The 25,808-nt window shown below is 69.2% G+C and carries 25 protein-coding genes; 7 read left to right on the top strand and 18 right to left on the bottom strand.

The window, feature by feature from the left end; genetic code table 11:
• Window positions 1-249 precede the first annotated feature (249 nt).
• Window positions 250-1,806, bottom strand: coding sequence for a glutamine-hydrolyzing GMP synthase (guaA, locus tag DL991_RS36615; RefSeq protein WP_125788883.1), 1,557 nt, complete (start codon window positions 1,804-1,806; stop codon window positions 250-252).
• Between the two features lie 126 nt (window positions 1,807-1,932).
• Here guaA and DL991_RS36610 point away from each other — a divergent pair, with 126 nt between their 5' ends.
• Genes DL991_RS36610 through DL991_RS36600 form a run of 3 tightly spaced genes read left to right on the top strand, consistent with a single transcriptional unit; the run spans window position 1,933 to window position 5,030 of the window.
• Entirely contained in the window at window positions 1,933-2,478 is a 546-nt protein-coding gene (locus DL991_RS36610; RefSeq protein ID WP_125788882.1) for a DinB family protein, read from the top strand.
• A 53-nt stretch (window positions 2,479-2,531) separates the two neighbouring features.
• Window positions 2,532-3,566 carry a zinc-dependent alcohol dehydrogenase family protein gene (locus tag DL991_RS36605; protein ID WP_125788881.1) on the top strand — a complete coding sequence of 345 codons (1,035 nt, stop codon included), beginning with the start codon at window positions 2,532-2,534 and terminating at the stop codon, window positions 3,564-3,566.
• A gap of 18 nt (window positions 3,567-3,584) precedes the next feature.
• Complete coding sequence (locus tag DL991_RS36600; RefSeq protein WP_125788880.1) at window positions 3,585-5,030, top strand: aldehyde dehydrogenase family protein; 1,446 nt, start codon at window positions 3,585-3,587, stop codon at window positions 5,028-5,030.
• Here the strand turns inward: DL991_RS36600 and DL991_RS36595 are convergent.
• From DL991_RS36595 to DL991_RS36580, 4 genes are read right to left on the bottom strand one after another with little or no spacing between them, the layout of a single operon-like run.
• Window positions 5,027-6,466 (bottom strand): FAD-binding oxidoreductase, encoded by a 1,440-nt coding sequence (locus tag DL991_RS36595; RefSeq protein WP_233599206.1) that lies wholly within the window; start codon window positions 6,464-6,466, stop codon window positions 5,027-5,029. The two genes, DL991_RS36600 and DL991_RS36595, sit on opposite strands and share 4 nt — an antisense overlap.
• A gap of 37 nt (window positions 6,467-6,503) precedes the next feature.
• Entirely contained in the window at window positions 6,504-7,298 is a 795-nt protein-coding gene (locus DL991_RS36590; RefSeq protein WP_125788879.1) for an ABC transporter ATP-binding protein, read from the bottom strand.
• The gene (locus tag DL991_RS36585; RefSeq protein ID WP_125788878.1) at window positions 7,295-8,353 is read right to left on the bottom strand and encodes an iron chelate uptake ABC transporter family permease subunit; all 1,059 of its coding nucleotides are present in this window, start codon (window positions 8,351-8,353) and stop codon (window positions 7,295-7,297) included. The genes DL991_RS36590 and DL991_RS36585 overlap by 4 nt, the downstream gene beginning before the upstream one ends.
• Window positions 8,350-9,357, bottom strand: a complete 1,008-nt coding sequence (locus DL991_RS36580; RefSeq protein ID WP_233599205.1) for an iron ABC transporter permease — start codon at window positions 9,355-9,357, stop codon at window positions 8,350-8,352. The genes DL991_RS36585 and DL991_RS36580 overlap by 4 nt, the downstream gene beginning before the upstream one ends.
• Before the next feature lie 53 nt (window positions 9,358-9,410).
• Here DL991_RS36580 and DL991_RS36575 point away from each other — a divergent pair, with 53 nt between their 5' ends.
• Window positions 9,411-10,394, top strand: coding sequence for an ABC transporter substrate-binding protein (locus tag DL991_RS36575; protein WP_199754216.1), 984 nt, complete (start codon window positions 9,411-9,413; stop codon window positions 10,392-10,394).
• Window positions 10,395-10,418: 24 nt separating this feature from the next.
• On the opposite strand, the gene DL991_RS36570 is transcribed toward DL991_RS36575, so the two are convergent.
• Both DL991_RS36570 and DL991_RS36565 read right to left on the bottom strand, forming a co-directional pair.
• Window positions 10,419-11,141: a maleylpyruvate isomerase N-terminal domain-containing protein gene (locus DL991_RS36570; RefSeq protein WP_125788877.1), complete on the bottom strand. Its 723-nt coding sequence runs from the start codon at window positions 11,139-11,141 to the stop codon at window positions 10,419-10,421.
• Window positions 11,142-11,204: 63 nt separating this feature from the next.
• Window positions 11,205-12,911 carry a GMC oxidoreductase gene (locus DL991_RS36565; RefSeq protein ID WP_125788876.1) on the bottom strand — a complete coding sequence of 569 codons (1,707 nt, stop codon included), beginning with the start codon at window positions 12,909-12,911 and terminating at the stop codon, window positions 11,205-11,207.
• Window positions 12,912-13,013: 102 nt separating this feature from the next.
• On the opposite strand from DL991_RS36565, the gene DL991_RS36560 reads away from it, so the two are divergent.
• Entirely contained in the window at window positions 13,014-13,409 is a 396-nt protein-coding gene (locus DL991_RS36560; protein ID WP_233599204.1) for a hypothetical protein, read from the top strand.
• Between the two features lie 120 nt (window positions 13,410-13,529).
• Here DL991_RS36560 and DL991_RS36555 read toward each other — a convergent pair whose 3' ends face one another.
• The 3 genes from DL991_RS36555 to guaB form a co-directional block, all read right to left on the bottom strand.
• Window positions 13,530-14,663: a GuaB3 family IMP dehydrogenase-related protein gene (locus tag DL991_RS36555; protein WP_125788875.1), complete on the bottom strand. Its 1,134-nt coding sequence runs from the start codon at window positions 14,661-14,663 to the stop codon at window positions 13,530-13,532.
• A gap of 172 nt (window positions 14,664-14,835) precedes the next feature.
• Window positions 14,836-15,306 (bottom strand): DUF3574 domain-containing protein, encoded by a 471-nt coding sequence (locus tag DL991_RS36550; protein WP_125788874.1) that lies wholly within the window; start codon window positions 15,304-15,306, stop codon window positions 14,836-14,838.
• An 81-nt stretch (window positions 15,307-15,387) separates the two neighbouring features.
• On the bottom strand, window positions 15,388-16,899 hold the full coding sequence (guaB, locus tag DL991_RS36545; RefSeq protein ID WP_125788873.1) for an IMP dehydrogenase: 1,512 nt from the start codon (window positions 16,897-16,899) through the stop codon (window positions 15,388-15,390).
• Between the two features lie 135 nt (window positions 16,900-17,034).
• Here guaB and DL991_RS36540 point away from each other — a divergent pair, with 135 nt between their 5' ends.
• The gene (locus DL991_RS36540; protein ID WP_125788872.1) at window positions 17,035-17,421 is read left to right on the top strand and encodes a DUF5319 domain-containing protein; all 387 of its coding nucleotides are present in this window, start codon (window positions 17,035-17,037) and stop codon (window positions 17,419-17,421) included.
• A 115-nt stretch (window positions 17,422-17,536) separates the two neighbouring features.
• Here the strand turns inward: DL991_RS36540 and DL991_RS36535 are convergent, their stop codons facing one another.
• The 5 genes from DL991_RS36535 to DL991_RS36515 form a co-directional block, all read right to left on the bottom strand.
• Window positions 17,537-18,481, bottom strand: coding sequence for an anti-sigma-D factor RsdA (locus DL991_RS36535; protein ID WP_199746247.1), 945 nt, complete (start codon window positions 18,479-18,481; stop codon window positions 17,537-17,539).
• Window positions 18,482-19,054, bottom strand: a complete 573-nt coding sequence (locus DL991_RS36530; RefSeq protein WP_125789073.1) for a sigma-70 family RNA polymerase sigma factor — start codon at window positions 19,052-19,054, stop codon at window positions 18,482-18,484. It lies immediately after the preceding gene.
• 382 nt (window positions 19,055-19,436) lie between these two features.
• Window positions 19,437-20,033 (bottom strand): response regulator transcription factor, encoded by a 597-nt coding sequence (locus tag DL991_RS36525; protein WP_003073605.1) that lies wholly within the window; start codon window positions 20,031-20,033, stop codon window positions 19,437-19,439.
• A 140-nt stretch (window positions 20,034-20,173) separates the two neighbouring features.
• Window positions 20,174-21,010 (bottom strand): hypothetical protein, encoded by an 837-nt coding sequence (locus tag DL991_RS36520; RefSeq protein ID WP_125788871.1) that lies wholly within the window; start codon window positions 21,008-21,010, stop codon window positions 20,174-20,176.
• Window positions 21,011-21,019: 9 nt separating this feature from the next.
• A complete protein-coding gene (locus DL991_RS36515) occupies window positions 21,020-21,934 on the bottom strand; it encodes a MerR family transcriptional regulator (RefSeq protein WP_370309045.1) in 915 nt (304 codons plus the stop codon).
• Between the two features lie 230 nt (window positions 21,935-22,164).
• On the opposite strand from DL991_RS36515, the gene DL991_RS36510 reads away from it, so the two are divergent.
• Entirely contained in the window at window positions 22,165-22,485 is a 321-nt protein-coding gene (locus DL991_RS36510) for a WhiB family transcriptional regulator (protein ID WP_007031108.1), read from the top strand.
• A 340-nt stretch (window positions 22,486-22,825) separates the two neighbouring features.
• Here DL991_RS36510 and groL read toward each other — a convergent pair whose 3' ends face one another.
• From groL to DL991_RS36495, 3 genes are all read right to left on the bottom strand, one after another.
• On the bottom strand, window positions 22,826-24,439 hold the full coding sequence (gene groL / locus DL991_RS36505) for a chaperonin GroEL (protein ID WP_125788869.1): 1,614 nt from the start codon (window positions 24,437-24,439) through the stop codon (window positions 22,826-22,828).
• Window positions 24,440-24,539: 100 nt separating this feature from the next.
• Window positions 24,540-24,833, bottom strand: coding sequence for a co-chaperone GroES (groES, locus tag DL991_RS36500; RefSeq protein WP_007031106.1), 294 nt, complete (start codon window positions 24,831-24,833; stop codon window positions 24,540-24,542).
• 206 nt (window positions 24,834-25,039) lie between these two features.
• Window positions 25,040-25,702: an HAD family hydrolase gene (locus DL991_RS36495; RefSeq protein ID WP_125788868.1), complete on the bottom strand. Its 663-nt coding sequence runs from the start codon at window positions 25,700-25,702 to the stop codon at window positions 25,040-25,042.
• Window positions 25,703-25,808 lie beyond the last annotated feature (106 nt).

The raw sequence follows: 25,808 nt of genomic DNA, 5'->3' as shown, positions 1-25,808 counted from the left end.
CCCCTCGCCGGGGCCTTCGCCTTGCCCGCACCCCGGAGCGGAGCGACTTTAGCCCCTTAATCGCGATCCGGCGGCCGCCGCGCTCCGACCGCACCGGATCGCGTTTAGGGGGCTAAACGCGATCCGGCCCGCGCGGGTGCCCAAGAGGCCAGAGCGCAGTTAGCGGGCTAAACGCGATCCGGTCGCCTGGGTGCCCAGGGCCTGACAGATCGCGTTCAGCCCGCTAAACGCAAGTCGGAGCGGGTGCGGTCACTCCCACTCGATGGTGCCCGGCGGCTTGGACGTGACGTCCAGTACCACCCGGTTCACCTCGGCGACCTCGTTGGTGATGCGGGTCGAGATCCGCTCCAGCACCTCGTAGGGCAGCCGCGTCCAGTCCGCGGTCATCGCGTCCTCGGAAGACACCGGCCGCAGCACGATCGGGTGCCCGTAGGTCCGCCCGTCGCCCTGGACACCGACGCTGCGGACGTCGGCCAGCAGCACCACCGGGCACTGCCAGATCTCCCCGTCGAGCCCGGCCGCGGTGAGCTCCTCACGCGCGATCGCGTCGGCCGCGCGCAGCGTCTCGAGCCGCTCGGCGTCGACGGCGCCGATGATCCGGATGCCGAGCCCCGGGCCGGGGAACGGCTGCCGCTGCACGATCGTCTCCGGCAGCCCGAGCTCCAGCCCGACGCGCCGCACCTCGTCCTTGAACAGCAGGCGCAGCGGCTCGACCAGCTCGAACTGCAGGTCGTCGGGCAGCCCGCCGACGTTGTGGTGGCTCTTGATGTTCGCCGCGCCCTCGCCGCCGCCGGATTCGACGACATCCGGGTATAGCGTGCCCTGGACAAGGAACTTGTAGTCGCCCTTGGCCTTGAGGTCGCGCTCGGCCTGCTCGAACACGCGGATGAACTCGCGGCCGATGATCTTGCGCTTCTCCTCGGGGTCGGTGACCCCGGCCAGCGCGTCGAGGAACCGGTCGCGTGCGTCGACGGTCACCAGGTTGACCCCGGTCGCGGCGACGAAATCACGCTCGACCTGGGTGCGCTCGCCGGAGCGGAGCAGACCGTGGTCGACGAACACGCAGGTCAGCCGGTCACCGATGGCGCGCTGGACCAGCGCCGCGGCCACAGCAGAGTCGACGCCGCCGGAGAGCCCGCAGATCGCGCGGCCGTCGCCGACCTGCTCGGCGATGCGCTTGACCTGGTCGTCGACGATGGACGACGTCGTCCACTGCGGCTTGATACCCGCGATGTCGTGCAGGAAGCGGCGGAGCACCTCTTGGCCGTGCGGCGAGTGGTGCACCTCGGGGTGGTACTGGACGCCGGCGAAGCGGCGCTCGACGTCTTCGAACCCGGCGACGGCGGCGCCGTCACTCGACGCGGTCACGGTGGCGCCCTCGGGAGCCTTGGTGACGCTGTCGTTGTGGCTCATCCAGGCGGGCTGGTTGCTCGGGAGGCCGGCGTGCAGCACGCCGCCTTCACCGGCGACGCGGACTTCGGTGCGGCCGAACTCGCGGATCCCGGTCGGTTCGACCGTGCCGCCGAGGGCCTGCGCGAGCACCTGGTGGCCGTAGCAGATCCCGAGGATCGGCACGCCCGCGTCGACAAGGCCGGGCGCGAGGGCGGGGGCGTTCTCCGCGTACACGCTGGAAGGGCCACCGGAAAGGATGATCGCGGCGGGGTCCTTGGCGAGGATGTCCTCGGCGGTGGCGGTGTGCGGGACGACCTCGGAGTAGACCTGCGCCTCGCGCACGCGGCGCGCGATCAGTTGCGCGTACTGCGCCCCGAAGTCCACGACGAGTACCGGACCGGTGGGACTTGGCACCTGAAACCTCCAGATCAGAGCAGTACGCTTCCCTACCATCGTCCCAGGTGGGCCGGGTCACCTCGCCGCCAACCCCCTCACGATTCAGGACAGCGGATGACCGCGAGGCGTCCTACCGTCCGGGACATGGACATCGACTGGAGCAAGGAACTCTCCGAACAGCTCGACTGGCATTGGACGCGGCATCTCCGGCCCCGGCTGGACACCCTCACCGACGACGAATACCTCTGGGAGCCCGTCGAGGACTGCTGGACGATACGGCCGGACGAGAACGGCGCTTTCACGATCGACTGGGCGTATCCGGAGCCGTCGCCGCCGCCGGTGACGACGATCGCCTGGCGGCTCGCCCACATCGTCATCGGCGTCTTCGCGATGCGGAACGCGTCGCATTTCGGCGGCCCGCCCGCCGACTACCAGACCTTCCCCTACGCAGGCTCCGCGAAAGAAGCGCTGGAGCAGCTCGACGACGCCTACGCGCGCTGGCGGGACGGCGTCCGCGGCCTCACCGCCGAAGACCTCGCGCGCCCCTGCGGCGAGGCCGAGGGCCCGTACGCGGAGTACCCGCTCGCGACGCTCGTCCTGCACATCAACCGCGAGGCCATCCATCACGGCGCCGAGGTCCTCCTCCTGCGAGACCTCTACCGGTCCCGTCCTCGAGCAGAGCGCGTTTAGCGGGCTAAACGCGACGCGCCCATACTGGGGCCAGCCGAGGAAAGGACCCCGTCTTGCGAGCGACTCTCATCTACGGCGCCGGCGACGTACGCGTCGAGACCGTCCCGGACCCGAAGCTGAGCGAACCGACGGACGCCCTCCTCCGCGTGGTCCGCTCCTGCATCTGCGGCAGCGACCTCTGGCCGTACGGCAGCATGCCCGCGCGCGACCGCGGCGTCCGGATCGGCCACGAGTTCCTCGGCGTCGTGGAGGCCGTCGGCTCCGACGTCACCACGCTCAAGCCGGGCGATCTGGCCGTCGCGCCGTTCGTCTACTCCGACAACACGTGCCAGTTCTGCCGCGAAGGCCTCCACACCTCGTGCCTGCACGGCGGCAACTGGGGCGCGAAGGGCGTCGACGCCGGTCAGGGCGAGGCCGTCCGCGTCCCGCAGGCCGACGGCACGCTGGTGAAACTGCCGCACACCGAGGACGACGACCTGCTCGCCTCGTTCCTCACGCTCTCCGACGTGTTCGCGACCGGCCACCACGCCGCGGTGAAGGCGGGCGTGAACGAGCGCACCACCGTCACCGTCATCGGAGACGGCGCCGTCGGCCTCTCCGCGGTCCTCGCGGCGAAGCGGCTCGGCGCCGAGCGCATCATCCTGATGGGCCGTCACCGGACCCGCACGGACCTCGGCCGCGAGTTCGGCGCGACAGACGTCGTAGCCGAGCGCGGCGACGAAGGCATCGAGAAGGTCCGAGAGCTGACAAACGGCGAAGGCACGCACACCGTTCTCGAATGCGTCGGCACGAAGCCCGCCTTCGAGATGGGCGTCGGCGCGGTCCGCCCCGGCGGCACGGTCAGCCGCGTCGGCGTGCCGCAGTACGCCGAGGGTCCGATCGGCCCGTCGCTCTTCCGCCGCAACATCACCGTCACCGGCGGCGTGGCGCCCGCGCGCCACTACATCCCCGAACTGCTCGAAGACGTCGTCGAGGGCCGGTATCAGCCGGGCAAGGTCTTCGACCGGATCATCGGGCTCGAAGAGGTCCCCGACGGCTACCGCGCCATGGCGGACCGCGAAGCGCTCAAGGTGCTCGTCAAGCCATAGCTGGAATACCTTGTCCCCATGGACATGATCACCCCGGAGCCGCGCCCCGCCTGGATCGCCGGACGCCCCGAGCAGGGCGCTTCGACGGTCACCGTGCATCACCCCTTTGACGGCAGCGAAGTCGCCACCGTCGCGGTGCCAGGACCGGAGCAGGTCGAACGAGCGGTGAGCGCGGCGGCGAGCGTCGCGAAGGAGTTTCGCCGTTCCTCGGCGCACAGCCGCGCCGCGGCGCTCGACCACGTTTCGCGCGTCATCGCCGGCCGGGCCGAGGAGATCGCCGAGGTCATCACCGCCGAGAACGGCAAGCCGCTCAAGTGGGCCGACGCCGAGGTGCGGCGCGCGGTGTCGGTGTTCCGGATCGCCGCCGAGGAGGCCCGCCGGTTCAGCGGTGACCTGCAGCGCCTGGACACCGATCCGGCGGGCGAGGGCAGGCTGGCACTGACCCGGCGCATCCCGCGCGGCCCGGTGCTGGGTATCGCGCCGTTCAACTTCCCGCTGAACCTGGTGGCGCACAAGGTCGCGCCGTCGCTCGCGGTCGGCGCGCCGATCATCGTCAAACCCGCGCCGCGCACGCCGTTGTCCGCGCTGATCCTCGGCGAGATCCTGGCGGAGACGGATCTGCCGGAAGGCGCGTTCTCGGTGCTGCCGCTCGGCAACGAGGAGACGTCGGTGCTCGTCGCGGATCCCCGTCTGCCGGTCGTGTCGTTCACCGGTTCGGGTCCGGTCGGCTGGTCGATCGCGGATGCCGCGCCGCGCAAGCACGTCGTGCTCGAACTCGGCGGCAACGCGGCCGCCGTCGTGCTCCGCGACTGGCCGGATCCGGAGGGCGCCGCGGAGCGCATCGCGACCTTCGGCAACTACCAGGCCGGGCAGTCCTGCATCGCCGTGCAGCGGGTAATCGTCGAACGCGAAGTGGCCGAGGAGTTCGTGCCCGCCTTGGTGGAAGCCGTGCGGGCACAGCGAACCGGTGACCCGTACGACAAGAACACCGACGTGGGCCCGGTCGTCGACGAGGCCGCGGCGGAACGGATCGTCGCCTGGATCGACGAGGCCGTCGCCGCGGGCGCGAAGATCCTCACCGGCGGCAAGCGAGACGGCGCGACGGTGGAGCCGACCGTGCTCACCGACGTGCCACCGTCCACAAAGGCCTGGGCGGAAGAGATCTTCGGCCCGGTGCTCGCCGTGTCCATTGTGGACGATGTCGACGAGGCTTTCGCTTCGGTCAACGAATCCGCGTACGGCTTACAGGCCGGCGTGTTCACGCGCGACGTGCATCTGGCCTTCTACGCGTCGACCGAACTCGAAGTCGGCGGCGTGATCATCGGCGATGTCCCGTCCTATCGCGCGGACCAGATGCCGTACGGCGGCGTGAAGGGATCAGGTGTCGGCAGGGAAGGCGTCCTCGCCGCGATGCACGACCTCACCGAGGAAAGGGTCACCGTCTTCACCGGCATCGACCTCTAGTCCGGGGTGACGGCCTGCGCGAACCCGAACACCTTGTCCGGGTCGTAGGTCTTCGCCACTTGCTTCAAGCGGGCGGCGTTGCCGCCGTAATAGGCGGTCATCCAGTCGGGCAGGGCGGGGTCGATGTAGTTGACGTAACCTCCGTCCAGCCCGAGCCCCGTCACCACTTCCGCGACGGAATCCGTTGCCACGGAACGGTTGCGCGCGTCCGCCTGGCTGTAGATCTGCACACTGCCGATCGCTTTGCGGTGCCAGAACGCGGTGGCGTCCGGGGCGATGTCGGCGACGGCGCCGCCGAGACCGTCGACCAGCAGGTCCATGCCACGCCTGCCGTCGAGGATCGACGTCAGCTTCGCGGGATCCACCGGTTCGCCGAGAATCCGCGATGAGGCCACAAAGGACTGACGGTTCTCGCTGCCGGAGAAGTACTTCATGGCGCCGAGATAGTCGAGCTGCTTGACGGAACGCGTCGCACCGGAGAATCCGTTCAGCAGCTTGCCCAAGGAAGCGGAATCGCCCACGTAGCAACCGGAAATCCGCGCGCCGACCGGAGAACCTCCAGACAGCACGACATTCGCCCACAACTCCGGCGGGGCTTCGGGAAGCCAGCGCTGCCACTCGGCGACGACATCGTCCGCGCTGCCCGCCGGGAAACGCAAGGAGAACACCGAAACGGCCGACGGCGCCGGATCCGTGCGGAAGGCGAACGAGGTGACGACACCGAAGTTCCCGCCTCCCCCGCCACGCAACGCCCAGAACAATTCGGGTTCGGAGTCCGCTGACGCCGTGCGGAGCTTCCCGTCCGCTGTGACGACCTGCGCGGACACCAGATGATCACAGGTGAGACCGTATTTTCGCGCCAGGACGCCGATTCCGCCGCCGAGCGTCAACCCGGCGATCCCGACACTGGGGCAGGAACCCGCGGGCAGGCAACGGCCGGCGGCACCGAGCGTGGCATAGACGTCCTTTAGTTTCGCGCCCGCGCCGATCACGACCTGTTCACCTTGAACGTCCACTGAGGACATTCCACCGAGGTCGATCATCAAACCACCGTCGGGAACCGAGTAACCGGCGTAACTGTGCCCACCACTGCGCGCGGCGATGGGAACCCGTCTCGCGGCAGCGGAAACGGCCGCCTGCACGTCTTCGGGCTTGGCGCATTTCGCTATGGCAGCGGGCTTGAGGCCGTCGAAGGCCGGATTGAACACGCGCTTGGCGCTGTCGTAACCGGAATCCCCGGGCAGGAGCAGCGAGACTTTGTTCCGCAACGCCGCCCAGTCCGGCGGGCCGGACGGCGGCGTGACACTGGTGCTCGGCGGCAAGGACGTGCCCGGAGCCGAGCTGGGCGCCTGCGCGGGAGGGGCGGCGGAACACGCCGTCGCGGCCGCCCCGGCCACGGTCGCGCCGGCGAGCTTGAGGAACGCCCTTCTCTCCATGCCCGTTAGACGCCCAGCGGGCGGGCAGGTTGCGGCCCTACCCCCGAAGGTGTGCGCTCACCGGCACGACCAGCGGCGTGCCGGACACCGGATCGGCCATGACCTTCGCCGTCAGACCGAAGATCTCGTCGAGCAGCGGCTCGGTGAGGACCTCCGCGGGTGGCCCTTGCGCGACGATCCGGCCGTCCCGCATCGCGACCAGCTTGTCCGCGTACCTGGCGGCGAGATTGAGGTCGTGCAGCACCATCACCACGGTGGTCCCGCGTTCGTTGTGCAGCCGGTACACCAGGTCCAGCACGTCGATCTGATGCGCGAGGTCGAGGTAGGTGATCGGTTCGTCGAGCAGGAGCAGCCCGGTCTCCTGTGCCAGCGTCATCGAGATCCACGCCCGCTGCCGCTGCCCGCCGGAAAGCTGGTCGACGACCCGGCCGGCGTGTTCGTCCATCCCGGTCAGCCGCAGCGCCCGCTCGATCGCCTCGTCGTCGGAGGACGACCACTGCCGGTACCAGCTCTGATGCGGATGCCGCCCCCGCCGGACCAGGTCGGAGACGGTCAGCCCTTCGGGCGCGGACGGCGTCTGCGGCAACAGGCCGATGATCTTGGCGACCTCACGGGTCGGCAGCTTTTCGATCCGCTCGCCGTCGAGCAGCACCGCGCCCTGCCGCGGTTTGAGCAACCTGGCCAGCGCGCGCAGCAGCGTCGACTTGCCGCAGCCGTTGGGGCCGATGATCGCGGTGACGGTCCCGTCGAGGACGTCGAGGTCGAGGCCGGTCACGACGGGCGTTTCGCCGTAGCCGAGTTCCAATTCCCGGGCACGCAGTCTGGCTTTCACGCGCGCTCCTCCTTACGGCTGCGGACGAACAGGAAGATCAAGTAGGGCGCGCCGAGGATCGCCGTCAGCACCCCGACCGGCAGCCCGGACAGGCCCGGCGTCACCCGGACGGCGAAATCCGCGCCGACGGTCAGCAGCGCGCCGAGGACCATCGATCCGAACAGCGGCGGCTGCGCCGAGCGGACCAGCCGCAAGGCGATCTGCGGGGTGGCCAGCGCGACGAAGGTGATCGGGCCGGCGGCCGCGGTGGCGACGGCGGCCAAGGCCGCGCCGAGCAGCAGCAGGGTCGCGCGGGCGGCGTCGACCCGGATACCGAGGCCGCGCGCGGTGTCGTCACCGAACTGCAGGCCGCCGATGGTGTGCCCGGCGACCAGCGTGATCGGCGCGAGCACGGCCAGTGCGAGCAGGACCGGCGCGACCGATTCCCAGCCGACGTCGGCGAGGCTGCCGACGATCCACGTTGTCGCCCGCGCGGCGTTGTCGACGTCTCCGATGGTCAGCATCCAGTAGACGAGGTTGTAGCCGACGGCCGACAGCGCGATACCGATCAGGACGAGCCGGTAGCCGTCGATCCCGCGCCGCCACGAAAGCGCGTACAGCAGGATTCCCGCGATCACGCCGCCCGCCAACCCCGCGAGCGGGACGCCCAGCGTGCTCGCCAGTCCGCTGACCTGGCCGCCGGTGCCGCCCGCGACGATCACGCCGACCGCGCCGACACCCGCGCCCCAGGTGATGCCGAGGATGTCCGGGCTGGCCAGCGGATTCCTGGCGATGGTCTGGAACAGCGCGCCGGACAGCCCGAGGGCCGCGCCGACGCCGATCGCGGTCAAGGTACGCGGCATCCGCAGGTCGAAGATGATCCCGCGTTCCCGCGCGGTGCCACCACCGAACAGCGTCTTCAGGACGTCACCGAGGCCGATGTGCGAGGTGCCGATGCCGATGTTCAGGGCCGCGACCAGCACCAGCGCGACCGCCGCGAGGGTCACGACGGCGAGTGTCCTCGGCCGGACGGTCCAGGCCGCCGGGCCGAACGAGATCACCTTGGGAGCCGTCATATCCGTGCCAAGCCCTTCTTGCGGACCAGGTGGACGAACACCGGCACGCCGAGCACCGCCAGCATGATGCCGACCTCCAGGTTGTCCGAGGCGACGACGCGGCCGAGGAGGTCCGCGGCCAGCAGCAGGATCGCGCCGAGTACCGCGGAGAACGGCACCAGCCACCGGTAGTCGGGGCCGCTGATCGCCCGCGCGAAATGCGGGACCAGCAGGCCGAGGAACGCGATCGGCCCGCAGGCGGCGACGGCGGCACCGGTCAGCAGCGTGATCGCGGCGACCCCGAGCAACCGCATGCGCCCGACCCGCCGTCCGAGCGCGACGGCGACGTCGTCACCGAGCGCCAGCGTGTTCATCCCCGGCGTGTTGATGACCGCGAGGAGCAGGCCGGCCGCCACGAACGGGGCGATCTGGCCGATCATCGCGGGGTCGCGACCGGCGATCGAACCGACGTGCCAGAACCGGTAGGTCTCCATCCCGCGGTCGTCGCCGAGCACGATCGCGGAGATGACGCCGTTGAGCAGGGCGCTCACCGCGGCTCCGGCCAGCGCGAGCGTCACCGGGGTGGCGCCGCGGCCGCCGACCGCGCCGAGCAGGAACACCACGGCGCTCGCGATCAAGGCGCCGGCGAAGCCGAACCAGATGAACGCGTACAGGTCGTCGATGCCCAGCACGACGACCGCGAGGACGACCGCGAACGCCGCGCCCTGGGTGACACCGAGCAAGCCGGGGTCGGCGAGCGGATTCCGGGTGTGGCCCTGCATGAGCGCGCCGGCCGCGCCGAGCGCGAGGCCCGCCAGTACGCCGAGCAGCGTGCGCGGGACGCGTAACGAACGGACGATCAGATGATCCGGCACACCCGTGGGATGGAAGATGGCGTCCCAGACGACACCCAAAGGAATCGAACGCGCACCGAGGGCGATGCTCGCGACGCAGATCACAGCCAGAAGTGTGACGAGCAGGGCTCCCGCTGTCGCCTTCCCAACACGAACTTCCACTGTGGACATCCGCCATCCTATGCTCCGGTTAGGAAAGCCTAACCGCACAGAAAGAGTGACCCATGACCCCACCCCGGCGCGCAGTCCTCGCCCTCGCCGTGACAGCCTGCCTGGCACTCTCCGCATGCGGTGGCGGTGAACAGGAAGCCGCTTCCACCGGCACCGGCCAAAGTGGATTCCCGCGAACCGTCGAACACGTGATGGGGTCGACCCAGATCGGGAAGCAGCCCGCCACCGTCGCGGCGCTCGACTCGAGCTACGTCGATGCCACGCTGGCGCTCGAGACGAAACTGGTGGCGTACACCAAATATCGCAACTACGACAAGCTGCCGGACTACCTTGGCGACGACCGCAAGTACGCCGAGGGCGCCAAGGAGATCGGCGCACTCGAGAGCCCGGACATCGAGCAGCTGTACGACATCAAGCCGGATCTGATCGTTTCCGCGAAGGTGCGGCACGAGAAGTTCTACGCGGAGTTCAGCAAGGTCGCACCCACGGTGTTCAGCCAGACCACCGGGGCCACCTGGAAGGACAACGTCCGGATGCTCGGCAAGGCGCTGGGCAAGGAAGCCTTGGCGGAGCAGAAGATCAAGTCCTACGAGGAGCGGGCCCGCAAGGTCGGTGACGCGGTGAAGGCGAAGCTCGGCAAGCCGGTGACAGCCTCCGTGGTCCGCTTCATCGAAGGGGAGCCGACGGTGCGGCTCTACAGCACCGCGTCGTTCCCCGGGAGCGTGATGGCCGACGCCGGGATCCAGCGTCCCGCGGGCCAGCCGGACAACAAGACGAAGATCTCCAACGACCTGAGCCAGGAGGAGATCGGGAAGCTCGACGCCGAGGCGATCTTCATCGCGAGCTACACCGATGAGACCAAGCAGGCCGAGAACCCCATGACGAAGTTCCAGTCGAACCCGCTTTGGGGCACCCTCAAGGGAAAGAAGATCGACGTCAACGACACCACGTGGTTCACCTCGGTGAGCCTGCAGGGTGCGAACGCCATGCTCGACGACATCGCCAAGCAGTTCGGCGTCGACTCGTTCCGGAGCTGATGCCGTCCTCTTTGGACGGTGCCGTCACAGCCAGCGCGGGAGCGTGGGCACGGCACCGTCCAAAGAGGAACCATCGCCGCGACCGGTGACCCAGGCCAATACCTCGCCGCGGGTCCCGGTCAACGTCGTCAGCTCCCCTTCGCTCATCCGCCACTCGTGGCGATACCCGTTGCCTTCGGCGGCGACCAGGAGCACGGCGGGCAGTTCGCCGCCGTACATCCCGATGGCGTTGCCGACGACGGTGTCGAACTCGTCGCCGAGCAGATCGGCGACGCGGGCGAAGTCGTAGCCGAAGTCAAGATCGGCGAGATGGATCGAGGTTTCGGAGAGCCGGAGCCAGAGCACGAACTCCGCCGAGATGTCACGTCCTTGCCTGGCGCGCACCCGGGCCTGCCACGCGCCGTCCGGCAGGCTTTCCGCGACCTCGACCAAACGCGCGGCGGAGCCGACGACGTCCTCGGCGATCTCCTCGACGGACCGGTACGCACCCTTCTCGATGTCGTGGTCCCTGACCGACTCACCGGCGTACATCGGCGTCTCGACACCCGATTTCGCCCAGGTGAGCAGGTTGACCAGGCCGTCTGCGTTCCGCGCCAGGTGGGACAGCAGATGCGCTCGCGTCCAGCCGGGCAGCGCGCTGGGGCCGCGCACGGCCTCCTCGTCGATCCCGCGCACGACGCGCTCCCACTCGTCATGGAGGGCGCGGACGCGGTTCAGCAGGGCGTGTGCGCGTTCGGAAGCTGTCACATCTTCGAATCTACCGTCAGGCGAAGCCTGTCCGTTGAGGGTGGCGGCGGGGTGGGGTCCGGGCTAGCGCCGAAGCGCCGCGGGCGCGTCCGCCGGAACCGACGGGTTCTTCGGTGCGATCGGTTCGAGCCGCGCGTACGGCGAGTCCTGTGACGGCCTGCTGTCCCGCTCGCCCTTGTTGGGCCAGAACGAGAAGGCCCGCTCGGCCTGCGCGGTGATCGTCAGCGAGGGGTTCACGCCGAGGTTCGCCGTGATCGCCGAACCATCCACAATGGACAGGCCGGGGTAGTTGAAGACGCGGTGGTACGGGTCGATCACGCCGTTGTCGGGCGACGTGCCGATGGGGGCGCCGCCGATGAAATGCGCCGTCAGCGGGATGTCGAAGATCTCGCCCCAGGTGCCGCCCGCCATCCCGCCGATGCGCTCGGCGGTGCGAAGGTTGGCCTCGTGCCCCGCGGGGATGAAGCTGGGGTTCGGCTCGCCGTGGCCCTGTTTGGAGGTGTACTTGCGGCGGCCGAAGAGCCCGCGTTTGGTGTACGTGGTGATGGAGTTGTCGAGGCTCTGCATCACCAGCAGGATCACCGTGCGCTCGCTCCAGCGGTAGCCGTTGAGCAGCTTCACGGTCTGGACCGGGTGCTTGACCATGAAGTTCACGGCCTGACGCCAGCGCGGCACCGTCGAATCGCCTTCGGTGGCGATGGTCTGGAGCAGGCTCATCGCGTTGCTGCCCTTGCCGTAGCGGACAGGCTCGATATGCGTGTTGTCGTCGGGATGGATCGACGACGTGATCGCGACGCCGCGGCTGAAGTTCCGTTCCTCGTCGACCGAGGTGCGGGCCGCGCCGATGATGGCCTCGGAGTTGGTCCGGGTCAGTTCACCGAGGCGCGGCGAGAGCTTCGGCAGCTTGGCGGTGTCACGCATGCCGTGGAGCAGGTTCTGCGTGCCCCAGGTGCCGGCGGCGAGCACCACCTGCGCGGCGGTGAGCTTGTGCCGGAACTTGCGCGAGGTGGTCCCGGTCTTCCTGATGCTCACCTCGTACCCACCTGCGTTTAGCGGGCTAATCGCGCTCACCGTGGTCAGGGGGATGACCTTCGCGCCGTCTTTCTCCGCGAGGTACAGGTAGTTCTTGACCAGCGTGTTCTTGGCGCCGACGCGGCAGCCGGTCATGCAGGCGCCGCATTCGGTACAGCCGGTGCGCGCCGGGCCCGCGCCGCCGAAGTACGGATCCTCGGCGCGCTCCCCCGGCTTGCCGAAGTACACGCCGACCGGCGTCGGGTGGTACGAGTCCGCGACGCCCATGTCCTCGGCGACGCCCTTCATCACGACGTCCGACGGCGTGACGCTGGGGTTGGTGACGACCCCCAGCATGCGGCTGGCCTGGTCGTAATGCGGGCCGAGCTCGGACTCCCAGTCGGTGATGTGGGACCACTGCGGGTCGACGTAGAACGGCTTCAACGGGCGGTACAGCGTGTTCGCGTAGACCAGCGAGCCGCCGCCGACGCCCGCGCCGGCGAGCACCATGACGTCCTTGAGCATGTGGATGCGCTGGATGCCGAAGCAGCCGACCTGAGGCGCCCAGACGTAGCGGCGAAGGTCCCAGGACGTCTTCGCGAACTCGTCGTCGGCGAAGCGGCGGCCCGCCTCGATGACGGCGACGCGGTAGCCCTTCTCGGTCAGGCGAAGGGCGGCGACACTCCCGCCGAACCCGGAGCCGACGACGATCACGTCGTAGTCGAAGTCGCCTTCAGTGGTGGTGTTACTGGCAGTCACACCTTGGACTGTAACCTCGGCCACCACTTCTGACCAGAGGTAAGTTACCGGCCAGTTACCTTCCACCCGGATGCGCGAACGCGGCTGAGGCATCATCGATCGGTGGATACGGATACCCCGGTGACGATCGACCTGACGCGTGACGAGCGCACGGTACTGCGCTGTGGCCTGGCGGAATGGGGTGGACCGGCCGCCTGCACCGACGACCTCGCCGTCGCGATGGGCTTCAAGGACGTGCCCGACCTCTTCGAGCAGGCGCGAAGGTTGCGCGCGGCGCTGGCCGACGAAAAACCGCTACGCGCCTCGGAATGGCGCAAGAGCCTGATCGCCACGGAGATCGTGTTCGCCAGCGACGTCTTCGGCTCCGGTATGGACTGGTCGATCACCACCGGCTTCGCGGACGACGAAACCCTCCCGATCCTGCGGGACCTCCAGCGAAAGATCGCCCGAGCGCTCGGCTCGGCCCACTACCGCCCCCGGCCGCCAGAGCGCCTTTAGCGGGCTAAACGTGACACAGGAGGGACGCCTGGGGCTGCTGTGACTCCTGGGGCACGTGAACGCAAAGCGGCCCGGATCGCGTTTAGCGGGCTAAACGCGATCCGGGCCGGGGAGCGAGCGTCAGCGGCGAACGGTCAGGCCGACCCGCTGAAACTCCTTCAGGTCCGAGTAGCCCGTCTTCGCCATCGCGCGGCGAAGCGCGCCGAAGAGGTTCACGACGCCCTCAGCGTCCGAGGACGGCCCGAAGAGCAGCGTCTTCAGGTCGACGGCGTAGTCCGGCCCCAGCGCCACGCGCGAACGCGGCAGCGACGGGTGCGCGGCCGCCGACGTCCAGTACAGCCCCTGCCCCGGCGCCTCTGAGGCGGCGGCCAGCGGCGCGCCCAGCATGACCGCGTCGGCACCGCAGGCGATGGCCTTGGCGATGTCACCGGACACGCTCATCCCGCCGTCGGCGAGCACATGGACGTACCGGCCGCCGGTCTCGTCGAGGTAGTCGCGGCGCGCGGCCGCGGCGTCGACGATCGCGGTCGCCATCGGCGTCCCGATCCCGAGCACGCTGTCGGTGCTCGTCACGCCGCGGCTGGCCCCGTGGCCGACGATGACGCCCGCCGCGCCGGTGCGCATCAGGTGCATCGCGGTGCGGTAGTCGCTGACGCCGCCCGCGATCACCGGGACGTCGAGCCGTCCGATGAAGTCCTTCAGGTTCAGCGGCTCGACGTCACGCTGGACGTGCTCCGCGGAGATGATCGTGCCCTGCACGACCAGGATCTCGACACCCGCCGCGAGCAGGTCCGGCGTGAGCTCGGCGGCGTGCTGCGGGCTGACCCGCGCGGCCACCGTGACCCCGGACTCGCGGACGGTCTTGATCGCCTCGGACAGCAGGTCCAGCCGGATCGGGGCGGAGTGCAGTTCCTGCAGCTCACGCACGATCGCGGTCGGGTCCTCGGTGTCCTCGGCCGCCCGGACGAGGCGGAAGATCGCGTCCTCGACGTTCGGGTGCCGCGCCCACAGCCCTTCGGCGTTGAGGACGCCAAGCCCGCCGAGCTCGCCGACGGCCACCGCGGTTCCCGGCGACACGATCGCGTCGGTGGGGTGGGTGACCAGCGGCAGCTCGAACCGGTACGCGTCGATCTGCCAGGCGGTGGACACGACCGACGACGACCTGGTGCGCCGCGACGGCACGATCTCCACGTCATCGAGGTCATACGCCCGCCGCGCGGTGCGGCCCATGCCGATCTCGACCAGATCCCGCACGTCAAGTCCCTTCTCACCGACGACCGTTACACCCCATTGTCGCTAGGCCGCGTGGGTGACCTGCGCACGGGGCACCCGAACCGGGCCCGAAGTCACACCGGCCCCACGTGCCCCACCTGTTTCACGTTTAGCCCGCTAAAGGCGCTCGGGTGGGGCACGTGGGACTCGAGGGTCAGAAGGAGACCTTCTCCACGGAGTCGGTCCGGAGGACGGATTCCTGCGAGAAGGCCTTCTTGTAGTCGGTCCGGATCTCTTCGATCTCGCGGTTCGCCTCGCGGTCGGTGAACGGGTACACGACGATGATCACCTTCGACCTCTCCCGCGAGATCACCCCGTCCGAACTGCGCCACTGGCCGCGCCCGGTCAGCTCGGTGAACCCGTCCGGGAACCTCGGTGTGACGGCCTTGTCGGTGAACGCGGCGAACTCGGCGTCGGTCAGCTCCCCGCCGCCCGGCTTCGTCGTCCCGAAGTACAGCTCGGTGCGCTTCCACAGCTCACCCGGTGACGCCTGGAGAGCGGCGGCCTCGGGTGCGGAAGGCGCCGCGGAAGCGGTGGGGACGGCGGAAGCCGCCACTCCGCCGCCGAGCCCGAGGGCCGCGGCGGCGAAGACGGCCAGCGCGGTGCGCCGCGAAGTAAAGGACATCGGTTCCTCCCAGGGAGACTTGATCAGCGGACCAAGTCTCCCGAGAACGGAACCGAACGCGTAAGCGTCCTAAAGGGCGGACTACCGGGTGGTGTAGTTCGGCGCCTCGACGGTCATCGTGATGTCGTGCGGGTGGCTCTCCTTGAGCCCCGCCGCGGTGATCCGCACCAGCTGCGCCTCCTGCAGCTCGGGGATCGTCGACGCACCCGCGTAACCCATGCCGGACCGCAGCCCGCCCACCAGCTGATGGACGACGTTCGCGAGCGGCCCGCGGAACGGGATCCGCCCCTCGATGCCCTCGGGGACCAGCTTGTCCTCACTCAGCACATCGTCCTGGGCGTAGCGGTCCTTCGAGTAGGACTTCGCCTGGCCGCGCGACTGCATGGCGCCCAGCGAACCCATCCCGCGGTAGGTCTTGAACTGCTTGCCGTTGACCAGGATCAGGTCACCGGGCGATTCGGCGGTGCCCGCGAGCAGGCTGCCGAGCATCACGGTGGACGCGCCGGACGCGATCGCCTTCGCGATGTCGCCCGAGTATTGGATGCCGCCGTCGCCGATCACCGGGATCCCGGCCGGGCGCGCCGCCTGGTCGGCCTCGTAGATCGCGGAGATCTGCGGCACGCCGACCCCGGCGACGATGCGGGTGGTGCAGATGGAACCGGGGCCGACGCCGACCTTGATCCCGTCCGCGCCCGCCTCCACCAGCGCCTGCGCGCCGGCCCGGGTCGCGACGTTGCCGCCGACGATGTCGACGGTGTCGCCCAGTTCCTTCTTCAGCAGCGCGACGGTCTCGACGACGGCGCGCGAGTGCCCGTGCGCGGTGTCCACCATCAGCACGTCGACCCCGGCGTCGGCCAGCGCCATCGCGCGCTTGTGGCCGTCCGGGCCGACGCCGACGGCGGCACCGACGATCAGGCGGCCGTTGGTGTCCTTGGAGGCGTTGGGGTACTGCTCGGTCTTGACGAAGTCCTTGACCGTGATCAGCCCGCGCAGTTTGCCTGCCCCGTCGACGATCGGCAGCTTCTCGATCTTGTGGCGGCGCAGCAAGCCGAGCGCGGCCTCCGCGGTGACGCCGACCTGCGCGGTGACCAGCGGCGGCTTCGTCATCACCTCGTGCACCGGGCGGGTGTGGTCGACCTCGAACCGCATGTCGCGGTTGGTGATGATGCCCACCAGGTTTCCGGCCGCGTCCGTCACCGGCACACCGGAGATCCGGAACCGCGCGCACAACGCGTCGACCTCGGCGAGGGTGTCCTCGGGCGAGCACGTGACCGGGTCGGTCACCATGCCGGCCTCGGAACGCTTCACGACCTCGACGGCGGCGGCCTGGTCGTCGATCGGCAGGTTGCGCTGCAGCACGCCCATTCCGCCCTGGCGCGCCATCGCGATCGCCATCCGGCCTTCGGTGACCGTGTCCATGGCGGCGGAGACCAGCGGGATGTTCAGGGTGACGTTGCGGGAGAGCCGGGTGCGGGTGCTGACCGCACTGGGCACCACGTCGGACTCGGCCGGCAGCAGCAGCACGTCGTCGAAGGTCAGCCCGAGCATGGCGAACTTGCTCGGGACGGGGGCAGTGACGCTGTCGCTGGTCATAGCAGGCGAACGGCCTTCCTAGCGGTGACTAATGGGGGCCGCCGTGGCTGTTGGCATCACGGCGAGGGCCTGCCCCTCATGATATCCGGGCCGGGCGGCCGCCCGGCCCGGGTGGGCGCCCGGTAGCGTGCAGGCGTGCCGCAAGATGCGTTGCCCCCAGACCCGTTCGCGGATGACCCGGACGACCCGGCCCGCGCGTTCATCGACGACGCTGACCGGCTCGACGAGCCGATCAGCGACGACGAGCGCACCGAGTTGCTGGCCGATCTCTCCGATCTCGCCGTCTACCAGGCGCTTCTCGAACCGCGCGGAGTACGCGGGATCGTGGTCGACTGCGGTGAATGCGACGAACCCCACTACCACGACTGGCATCTGCTGCGCGCCAGTCTCGAGCAGCTGCTCGCCGACGGCCGGATGCGGCCGCACGAGCCCGCGTTCGATCCGAACCCCGGTGACTACGTGAGCTGGGACTACTGCCGCGGGTTCGCGGACGGTGTCACCGCCAACGAGAGCGCCTACTGATCGCGTTTAGCCCGCTAAAGTCGCTCGACTTTAGCGGGCTAAACGCGATCTGAGCCGCATAACGAAAGGGCCTGGTGAGAGCGATCTCACCAGGCCCTTCGGCGTCTTCGGGGTGCTACGTCGTCTCGCCTGCGGCGGGCGCCTGCGCTCCGGCACCGGGTGTCGGCTCGTTCCGCGAGCCACCGGGATCGTTCCCCGAGGCCGGCGGTGTCGTCGACGTCGTGGGGGGCGGCGGTTCGCTGGACGAGGTCGGCGGAGTCGGCGAAGGAGTCGTGGTGCCCGGCAGACTCGTGCCGGGGTTGCCGCCTCCTGGCAGCGACGTCGGCGGGGCGGTCGGCTGCGGGCTGGGCGGAGGCGTGGTCGTGACCGGAGTCTGCGACGGTGACTGCTGATCCGGCGGCAGCGGCTGCTGCCCAGGGTTCTGCAGCTGAGCACTCAACTGGCGGTGCTGTTCGAGCAGCTGGTCGCGGTTTTCTTCGTCGGTCACCTGGCTCAGCGCGGCCTGTGCCTCGTCGAGCGCCTTGCGCGCGTCGTCGAGACGTCCACCGGCGAGCGCTAGGTTCGCCTTTTCGAGATCGAGTTTGGCCGCCGCGGCGGCCTCGACCGACCGGGCGTGGTCGGCGTAAAGCACCTTGGTCAGTCCCCAGAGCGTGTCACCAGGCTGCGCGTCCTTCGCGGCGAGACCGGTACCGGCGAAGGCGATGGCCAGGACGGCCGCGGCGGCGGCCACCGGGACCAGCAGCCGGCGTCTTCCCCCGTGTTTGCGGGCGAGCGCGGCGGTCTTCACAGTGACGACGGCGGTGTCGACGTCGACGAGTTCCGCGAGCGGTTCGCTGTCGATGTCACGCCGCCAGGCCAGCAGCAGCGCGTTCAGCTCCTGATCGCCGAGGTCGTCGGCCATCTTCGGATCCGAGCCACCAAGGGCGTCGAGCAGCGCGTCATCGGCCTGGACGGCCGACAGATCAGCTGCGAACTCTGCTTCCGAGGGCGTCAGCCCTCTTTCGAAAGCCGTCAGTTCACGATCGGTCTCGGGGGAGAACCGATGGTCGCGATCGGTCACTCAGATCACCTCCTCAGCGGCCAGAACCTTACGTAGGCGCGCGAGGGCGCGATGCTGAGCCACCCGGACGGCGCCGGGAGTGGACCCCACGGCATCGGCCGTCTCTTCGGCGGACAATCCCACGACCACCCGCAGGACCACGATCTCACGCTGTTTGTCGGGAAGTACGCGCAGCAGCTGCGACATGCGCTCGTTCAGCTCGCCCTGGAGGGCACGCTGCTCGGGGCCGACGCCGCCCTCGATCTCGTCGGGGACTTCGGCGACCGGCTCGGCACGGTTGCGGGCCGCGGCGCGATGCGCGTCGGCCACCTTGTGCTGGGCGATCCCGTAGACGAAGGCCAGGAACGGGCGGCCCTGATCACGGTACGAAGGCAATGCCGTGAGCACCGCGAGACACACCTCCTGAGCAACGTCGTCTGCGGAAGCGAACGAACGCTCCTGCCTGCCAACCCGAGCGCGGCAGTACCGCACTACCAAAGGACGGATGGCCGCCAGCAACCGCTCGACCGCTTGAGGATCACCCTCAACAGCAGCGGCGACCGGCTCATCCAGTCCGTCCCCCACATTGGCCATCGCAGACAACAGTCCCAGTGTTACGTATAGGCGTGCAAAGAGTCCGGCGTGTGACTTCGGAGACCACTACCGGTGACAGCTACCGTACCGCCCGGGCCCGCCGCCTTCGCTGACGGCCGTCATCGGCGCGCCGCCCTTCCGGCGAGCGCGCTGAACCCGGGTCTTCCTGGTCCCCTTCGCTCGTAGTCGAACTTTCAACGAGCCGGAACGCAGTGGGGTACGACGGTCCACCCTGAGGCGGACACGCTCGGGCCAGGGTGCCCGAGCGGTGAGGATAAATGCGCCAAGCGTGACGGGGAACACAGGTACGGGCCAGGGGTACACCCCCCGGCCCGTTCGTCACCCGTTGTGCAATCTCAGCAATGAAAACAAGAAAGCGTTGTCAGGAAACAAGTCCACGGCGGAATCCGTGGGCGACCGCCTGTGCGCGGTCCCGAACGCCGAGTTTGCGGAACAAGCGGCGCGCGTGGGTCTTCACGGTGTCTTCGGACAGGTACAGCTCGCGGCCGATCTGTCCGTTGCTCTTGCCCTGACTCATCCCACGGAGCACCTGAAGCTCGCGCTCGGTGAGCTGAACGCCGGGGTCGGACGGCTGACGCGGCGCCGGCACCGAGGTGCTGGCGAGCGTGTGAGCCAGTGCGGCGACCAGCTCGGGACGCGAGGCGTCCCAGCGCAGGTAGCCGCGGGCACCGCCGGCGATGGCCGCGGCGATGCTGCCCGCGTCGTCCGGGGCGCCGAACACGATCACGTTCGCTTGGGGGTTCGCCGAGACGAGCCGCCGGGTGGCTTCGACGCCAGTCGGGACAGCGCGCTGGGTTCCGACCAGCACGACGTCGACCGGCTGACGGGAGTACCGGGCCAGCAGCTCGTCACCGTGCGCTACGCAGTCGATGCGACTGACCCCTGGGACCGCGGACATCACTCGAGTGAGCCCTTCGCGGACACTGCGTCGGTCGTCGCAGATCAAGACCGTCGTCACGGGGTTTCCTTCCTGCAGCCGGGTGACATTCCACTTCCCCTATCGGACGCTTTAGCCCGAACCTTGACACGATCCGGTGGCTTTTTTTGAAAGTTCTTAGCCCGGTTGCCGGAATGGGCCCTCCAACAGGCTAGACGCCCTCAGCGGGGGACCCACGGAGATTCCCGTGCGAGCCGCCTCCCGCAAGGATCTGCGTGCCGTAACACTGCGTGCAACAGTTCGGCCGCTCTGAATCGATACTCATCGGCGTGTCCTGCCGAGAAGTCGGCCGACACCAGGCATGCCACCCACAGAAGTGAATTGAATTCGTATCTCTCGGCGGTTTCGCGAGCGCTCTCGACCAGCACTTTCGCGCGGTCCCGCTCAGCGGAACCGGCATTCACGATCGTCACCCCGAGTACAAGCTGTGATTTGACGACGTGCCGGGACGCGCCCCTCGCTCGCGCCGTTTCCAGCGCCATTTCCGCAGGTGCGATCCCCGCATGGGAAATGTTACTTGCCAGTTCGATTTCCGCGCTCACCCAACCGGCCCTGGTCCGGGTCCGCCAGTCGCCGGTGTGCGCGCCCGCACGGGCCAGCAGCCGGCGGGCGGCGGTCAGCCTGCCGCGCCCGAGATTGTCGGCCGCGAGACCCAGGAGCGCGTCCGCCCGCGCTCCCTCGGCGTCCAGACCGTCGGGGTCTGGTTCACCTCCTGGCTCCGAGATCGCCAGCGCGAGCGCTTCACCGTCGAGGACGAGCGCCGCCGCGTGCCCACCCAGCTGCCGTCGATGCGACGCCAGCGTGCTCGCGGCCAGCGACGCGACCACCGGATCCTTGCCCGCGCGCAAACCGTTCAGCAGCGTGGCCGCCGCCGCGTACCGGCCGCGGCCACCGAGCCCGATCGCGGCCAGCAGCCGTCCGCGAGGCGACGCGGGCACCGCGAAGGAGTTCGGCGGCACGCCGTCGCCGAACGCGGCGGACCGCAAGGACGCTTCCATACGTCCTTTCTATCGCCTCGCACCGACAAGAACATGCTCGATCCGGTCGGCGGCGGTCGTCAGTTCGCCGAGCAGTTCGATCTTGTCCGGGAGCGCGGCGGGATCCCAGCCCGGACCGCAGGCGAACATCCTGCTGCGCTGACGGCCGCGCGAGACCCTGGCGAACAGGCGCGGATCCGCGGTCGCACGCCGTCCCGACCACAGCACGACCGCGGCCGGGACACTGCGGCGGACCGTCACCGCGAGCACCTCCGCGGGCAGGGAGGCGCCGAACAGCTGGGCACCGATCCGGCGTCCCGCGAGCGCCGCGGCGAGCGCGTACATGGGCAGGTTGTCACGCTCGTCCGGCACGCAGGTCAGCAGGACCGGCCGCTGGTTACGTGGCTCGCGGAGCACCGGCGTCGCGCGGACGAGGGCGGCGTACACGCACTCGGCGAGCAGGTACTCGACCTCCGCGCCGGCGCTGACACCGCGCCAGCGCGCGCCGAGCGCTGTCAGGACCGGCGACACGACGCCGGTCCAGGCGGGCAGCACACCGAGTTCGCGGATCGTGTCGGCGAGCATGCGCTGCACCGCGCCGAAGTCCATCGCGAGCGCGGCCGTGCTCAACCGCCTGGCGAGCCGGGACGGGACGTCGTGATCCTCGGCGGGCGGCGCGGCGACCCGCTCCTCCACTTGGACCACGGCGGTCTCCGGAGGCTCCGTAGCTGTCCGGGGCATCTGCTCAAGCGCGTACTTCGCCGCTTCGGCCGTCGAGGCGCCGCGGAGCAACGCGCGCTGCATCAGTTCGAGACGGCCGATGTCGGAGCTGCCGTAGCGGCGGTGGCGGCCGTTGGTGTGGCGACTCGGTCCTACGCCGTATCTGCGGTCCCAGGTGCGCAGGGTGGACGGTGCGACCCCGAGCCGGCGAGCGACCGAGGCCACCGGCAGGGTGGGTTCTTCACTGCTGATCCGAGATCCCACTCGACCCAATATCCAGGCAGGCAGGGACCGGGGCAACCGGAACGGAAAGTACCGCTCACACATCCGGGGGATGCCTAACGGCTGAATCGTCTTGAATCTCTTGAACAAGTATTGGCGCGCTTCTAACGTTACCGCCGTTGCACCGAATGGAGTATCCGCAGCGCAGCAGAGCAGGTAAACGCTTCGACCGGATGACGGAGGCGGTCAGGATGGCGGACACACGCAGGCTCCCGGGGCCCAACGCGGATGTATGGGACTGGCAGCTCGAAGGGTCGTGCCGAGGCATGGACAGCGCGTCCTTCTTTCACCCTGACGGCGAGCGCGGGCCTGCCAGAGCCCGCCGCGAGGCGAGGGCCAAAGCCGTGTGCCTGGCCTGTCCGGTACTGGCCATGTGCCGGAACCACGCGCTCGCCGTGCACGAGCCGTACGGGATCTGGGGCGGACTGTCGGAATCGGAACGCGAGCACATCATCAAGGCGGACAAGCGCACATTGAGCATGTCGAACGGCTGATCCGGCCGAGTCGGCGACGCGGAAGGGCGGCATCCGGGTGGGGTGCCGCCCTTCCGCGTCTCCGGGCACCGGAGCGCGGTTAGCCCGCTAAAGTCGCTCCGGCCGGGCCTGAGTGCCCACCTCGCCGGATCGCGTTTAGGGGGCTAAACGCGCTCTGTCCGGCCGCCGCGTCTCCGGGCACCGGAGCGCGGTTAGCCCGCTAAAGTCGCTCCGCCCGCGGTCACGCTCACCTGCCGGCGGATCGCGATTAGCCCCCTAAAGTCGCTCCGACAAGGGGGCCCGGGACAGCAAAACGGGGCGGCACTCCGGAGGGAGTACCGCCCCGCTTCGAGGGGTGGAACTAGTGCGCGTGGCCGTGACCGGCCGCGGCGGGCTCCTCCTCGACCGGCTTCTCGACGATGGAGCTCTCCGTCGTGAGCACGAGCCGGGCGATGGAAGCGGCGTTCGCCACCGCGGACCGGGTCACCTTGACCGGGTCGACGATGCCGGCGGCCAGCAGGTCGGTGAGCTCACCGGTGGCGGCGTTGAAGCCGTGTCCCCAGCTCTGCTCCTGAACCTTGTTCACGATGACCGCACCCTCGTGGCCCGCGTTGGTCGCGATCCAGAACAGCGGGGCGGACAGCGCGTCGCGGACGATGCGCACACCGGTCGCTTCGTCGCCCTCGAGGCCGAGGCCGCCGTCGAGCTCCTTGACCGCGTGCACGAGCGCCGAGCCACCGCCGGGCAGGATGCCCTCTTCGACGGCCGCCTTGGTCGAAGCCACGGCGTCCTCGATGCGGTGCTTCCGCTCGTTCAGCTCGGTCTCGGTGGCCGCGCCGACCTTGATCACCGCGACACCGCCGCCGAGCTTCGCCAGCCGCTCCTGCAGCTTTTCGCGGTCCCAGTCGGAGTCGGTGTTCTCGATCTCCTTGCGGATCTGCGAAACGCGCCCGGCGATGTCGTCCTTGGTGCCGGCACCGTCGACGAGCGTGGTGTCGTCCTTGGTGACGACGATCCGGCGGGCGTTGCCCAGCTGGGCGAGCGTGGTCTCGGACAGCTTGTGCCCGATCTCGGCCGAGATGACCTCGCCGCCGGTGACGACCGCGAGGTCGTCCAGGAACGCCTTGCGGCGGTCACCGAAGAACGGCGCCTTGACCGCGACGGCGGTGATCGTCTTGCGCAGCGAGTTCACCACGAGGGTCGACAGCGCTTCGCCGTCGACGTCCTCGGCGATGATCAGCAGCGGCTTCTTGGCCTCGACGACCTTCTCCAGCACCGGGAGCAGGTCGGCCAGCGCCGAGATCTTCTCGCGGACGATCAGGATGTAGGCGTCCTCGAGGATCGCCTTCTGCTCCTCCGGGTTGGTCGCGAAGTGCGCCGACAGGAAACCCTTGTCGAACTGCACACCCTCGGTGATCACGAGCTCGGTCGCCAGCGTGGACGACTCCTCGATCGTGATGACACCGTCTTCGCCGACCCGCTCGACGGCCTCGCCGAGCAGGGCGCCGATAGCCGCGTCACGCGAGGTGACGGTACCGACCTGGGCGATGTTGTCGCGGCCCTTGACCGGGGTCGCCTTCTCCTTGAGCACCGCGATGACCTTCTCCGCGGCGGCCTCGATGCCGCGGCCGACCGCGGTCGGGTTGGCACCGGCGGCGACGTTGCGCAGGCCGACCTTCACCAGCGACTGCGCGAGCACGGTCGCGGTCGTGGTGCCGTCACCGGCGACGTCGTTGGTCTTGGTGGCGACGCTCTTGGCGAGCTGGGCGCCGAGGTTCTCGAACGGGTCGTCGAGCTCGATCTCACGAGCGACGGTGACGCCGTCGAGGGTGATGGTCGGGCCACCGAACTTCTTGTCGAGTACGACGTGGCGACCGCGCGGGCCGAGGGTGACCTTGACCGCGTCGGCGAGCTTGTTCACCCCGCGCTCGAGCGCGCGACGAGCGTCCTCGTCGAAACTGATCTGCTTGGGCATGGCGTGTTCCGCTTACCTTCCAGTTCTAAAGCTCGGAAAACACGAACGCCCCGTTCCCCGGCAATGCGGGGCCCGGGGCGTCATGCGCTGAGAGCGGACGTCAGTTGATGACGGCCAGCACGTCGCGGGCGGAGAGGATCAAGTAGTCCTCGCCGTTGTACTTCACTTCGGTGCCGCCGTACTTGGAGTAGATGACGACGTCGCCGACGGAAACGTCGAGCGGGACACGGTTGCCCTTGTCGTCGATGCGGCCCGGGCCCACGGCCAGAACCTTGCCCTCCTGGGGCTTCTCCTTGGCGGTGTCGGGGATGACGAGGCCGGAAGCGGTCGTCTCCTCGGCCTCACTCGTCTGGACAACGATCTTGTCCTCGAGCGGCTTGATGTTCACGCTCACCGGGTTGACCTCCACGGTCGTCGAAAGCGTTGGCAGGATGAGTTACGGCTCCTACCACCCCCGCCGTCGCGGGTGCCGGGGCGTGTTCGGGCCGTGCAATTAGCACTCTAGCCATGTGAGTGCCAGCTTCGCAAGGAGGGTCCTCTCACGTTGCTTCCGAGCTCCTGACCGGCCCTTTTGCTCCGCCGGACCACGACGGATCGCGTTTAGCCCGCTAAACGCAAGTCGGCCAGATCCGTCACCAGGGCGTCCGGGCTGAGAGCGGCGAGGGCCCTGCGCTTCGCCGGCGTCGTCGCGAGAGCGATCGAAGCGACGCCGGCGGCGCGAGCGGCCAGGATGTCCGCGGCCGAGTCGCCGACCATGACGCACTGCCGAGGTGACGTGCCGAGAGCCCTTACCGCGGCATCGAGCAGCATCGGCTGCGGCTTCAACCGCGCGGGGTCGCTCGTCGTCCGCGCGCTGATCCCGCGAACCTGCTCGGCGAGTTCGTGCAGCGAGAGGAACGACCGGATCGCGTCGACGGAGTTGTTGCTGACGATCGTCACCGTGAACCCCTGCGCGACCCACTCGCGAAGGACTTCCGCGACGCCGGGCGCCGGCGAGATCAGCGCGACGGCCTCCCCTTCCAAGCGGCTGAGCTGCCGCTCGACGACATGCGCGGTGTTCGGACCGCACGAGGCCGCGTATCGGAGCACGTCGAACGGATCGGCGGAGGCGTTCACGTCCGCGGGCAGATCGGGTCCGACGAGACGCTTGAGCCTGTCCGCCACCTCGCTCGACGGCAACCTGGCGAACACGTCGCACACCGGACCGTCGAAATCGAGGAAGACATGGTCCTTCTCCTGCAGAAGCTCCTCCACCCCAGCCATGCCCCCATCCTGCCACCGGAGCGCGTTTAGCCCCCTAATCGCGATCTGGAGGGACCTTACGGAGCAGGCCGCTTTCTGGTTAGGTTCCGACCATTGGGGTCGGTCC

This window comes from Amycolatopsis sp. WAC 01375 (assembly GCF_003947325.1).
Classification (GTDB): domain Bacteria; phylum Actinomycetota; class Actinomycetes; order Mycobacteriales; family Pseudonocardiaceae; genus Amycolatopsis.
Note: the sequence above shows the minus strand (reverse complement) of the source record. Positions and strands in the feature narration are given on the sequence as shown.

Bases quoted from the DNA above. Each gene is read 5' to 3' on its own strand.
- DL991_RS36610 (WP_125788882.1), top strand. From the start codon at position 1,933: ATGGACATCGACTGGAGCAAGGAACTCTCCGAACAGCTCGACTGGCAT.
- DL991_RS36600 (WP_125788880.1), top strand. From the start codon at position 3,585: ATGGACATGATCACCCCGGAGCCGCGCCCCGCCTGGATCGCCGGACGC.
- DL991_RS36595 (WP_233599206.1), bottom strand. From the start codon at position 6,466: ATGGAGAGAAGGGCGTTCCTCAAGCTCGCCGGCGCGACCGTGGCCGGG.
- DL991_RS36585 (WP_125788878.1), bottom strand. From the start codon at position 8,353: ATGACGGCTCCCAAGGTGATCTCGTTCGGCCCGGCGGCCTGGACCGTC.
- DL991_RS36580 (WP_233599205.1), bottom strand. From the start codon at position 9,357: ATGTCCACAGTGGAAGTTCGTGTTGGGAAGGCGACAGCGGGAGCCCTG.
- DL991_RS36575 (WP_199754216.1), top strand. From the start codon at position 9,411: ATGACCCCACCCCGGCGCGCAGTCCTCGCCCTCGCCGTGACAGCCTGC.
- DL991_RS36550 (WP_125788874.1), bottom strand. From the start codon at position 15,306: ATGTCCTTTACTTCGCGGCGCACCGCGCTGGCCGTCTTCGCCGCCGCG.
- guaB (WP_125788873.1), bottom strand. From the start codon at position 16,899: ATGACCAGCGACAGCGTCACTGCCCCCGTCCCGAGCAAGTTCGCCATG.
- DL991_RS36530 (WP_125789073.1), bottom strand. From the start codon at position 19,054: ATGGCCAATGTGGGGGACGGACTGGATGAGCCGGTCGCCGCTGCTGTT.
- DL991_RS36520 (WP_125788871.1), bottom strand. From the start codon at position 21,010: ATGGAAGCGTCCTTGCGGTCCGCCGCGTTCGGCGACGGCGTGCCGCCG.
- DL991_RS36510 (WP_007031108.1), top strand. From the start codon at position 22,165: ATGACGGAGGCGGTCAGGATGGCGGACACACGCAGGCTCCCGGGGCCC.
- groL (WP_125788869.1), bottom strand. From the start codon at position 24,439: ATGCCCAAGCAGATCAGTTTCGACGAGGACGCTCGTCGCGCGCTCGAG.
- DL991_RS36495 (WP_125788868.1), bottom strand. From the start codon at position 25,702: ATGGCTGGGGTGGAGGAGCTTCTGCAGGAGAAGGACCATGTCTTCCTC.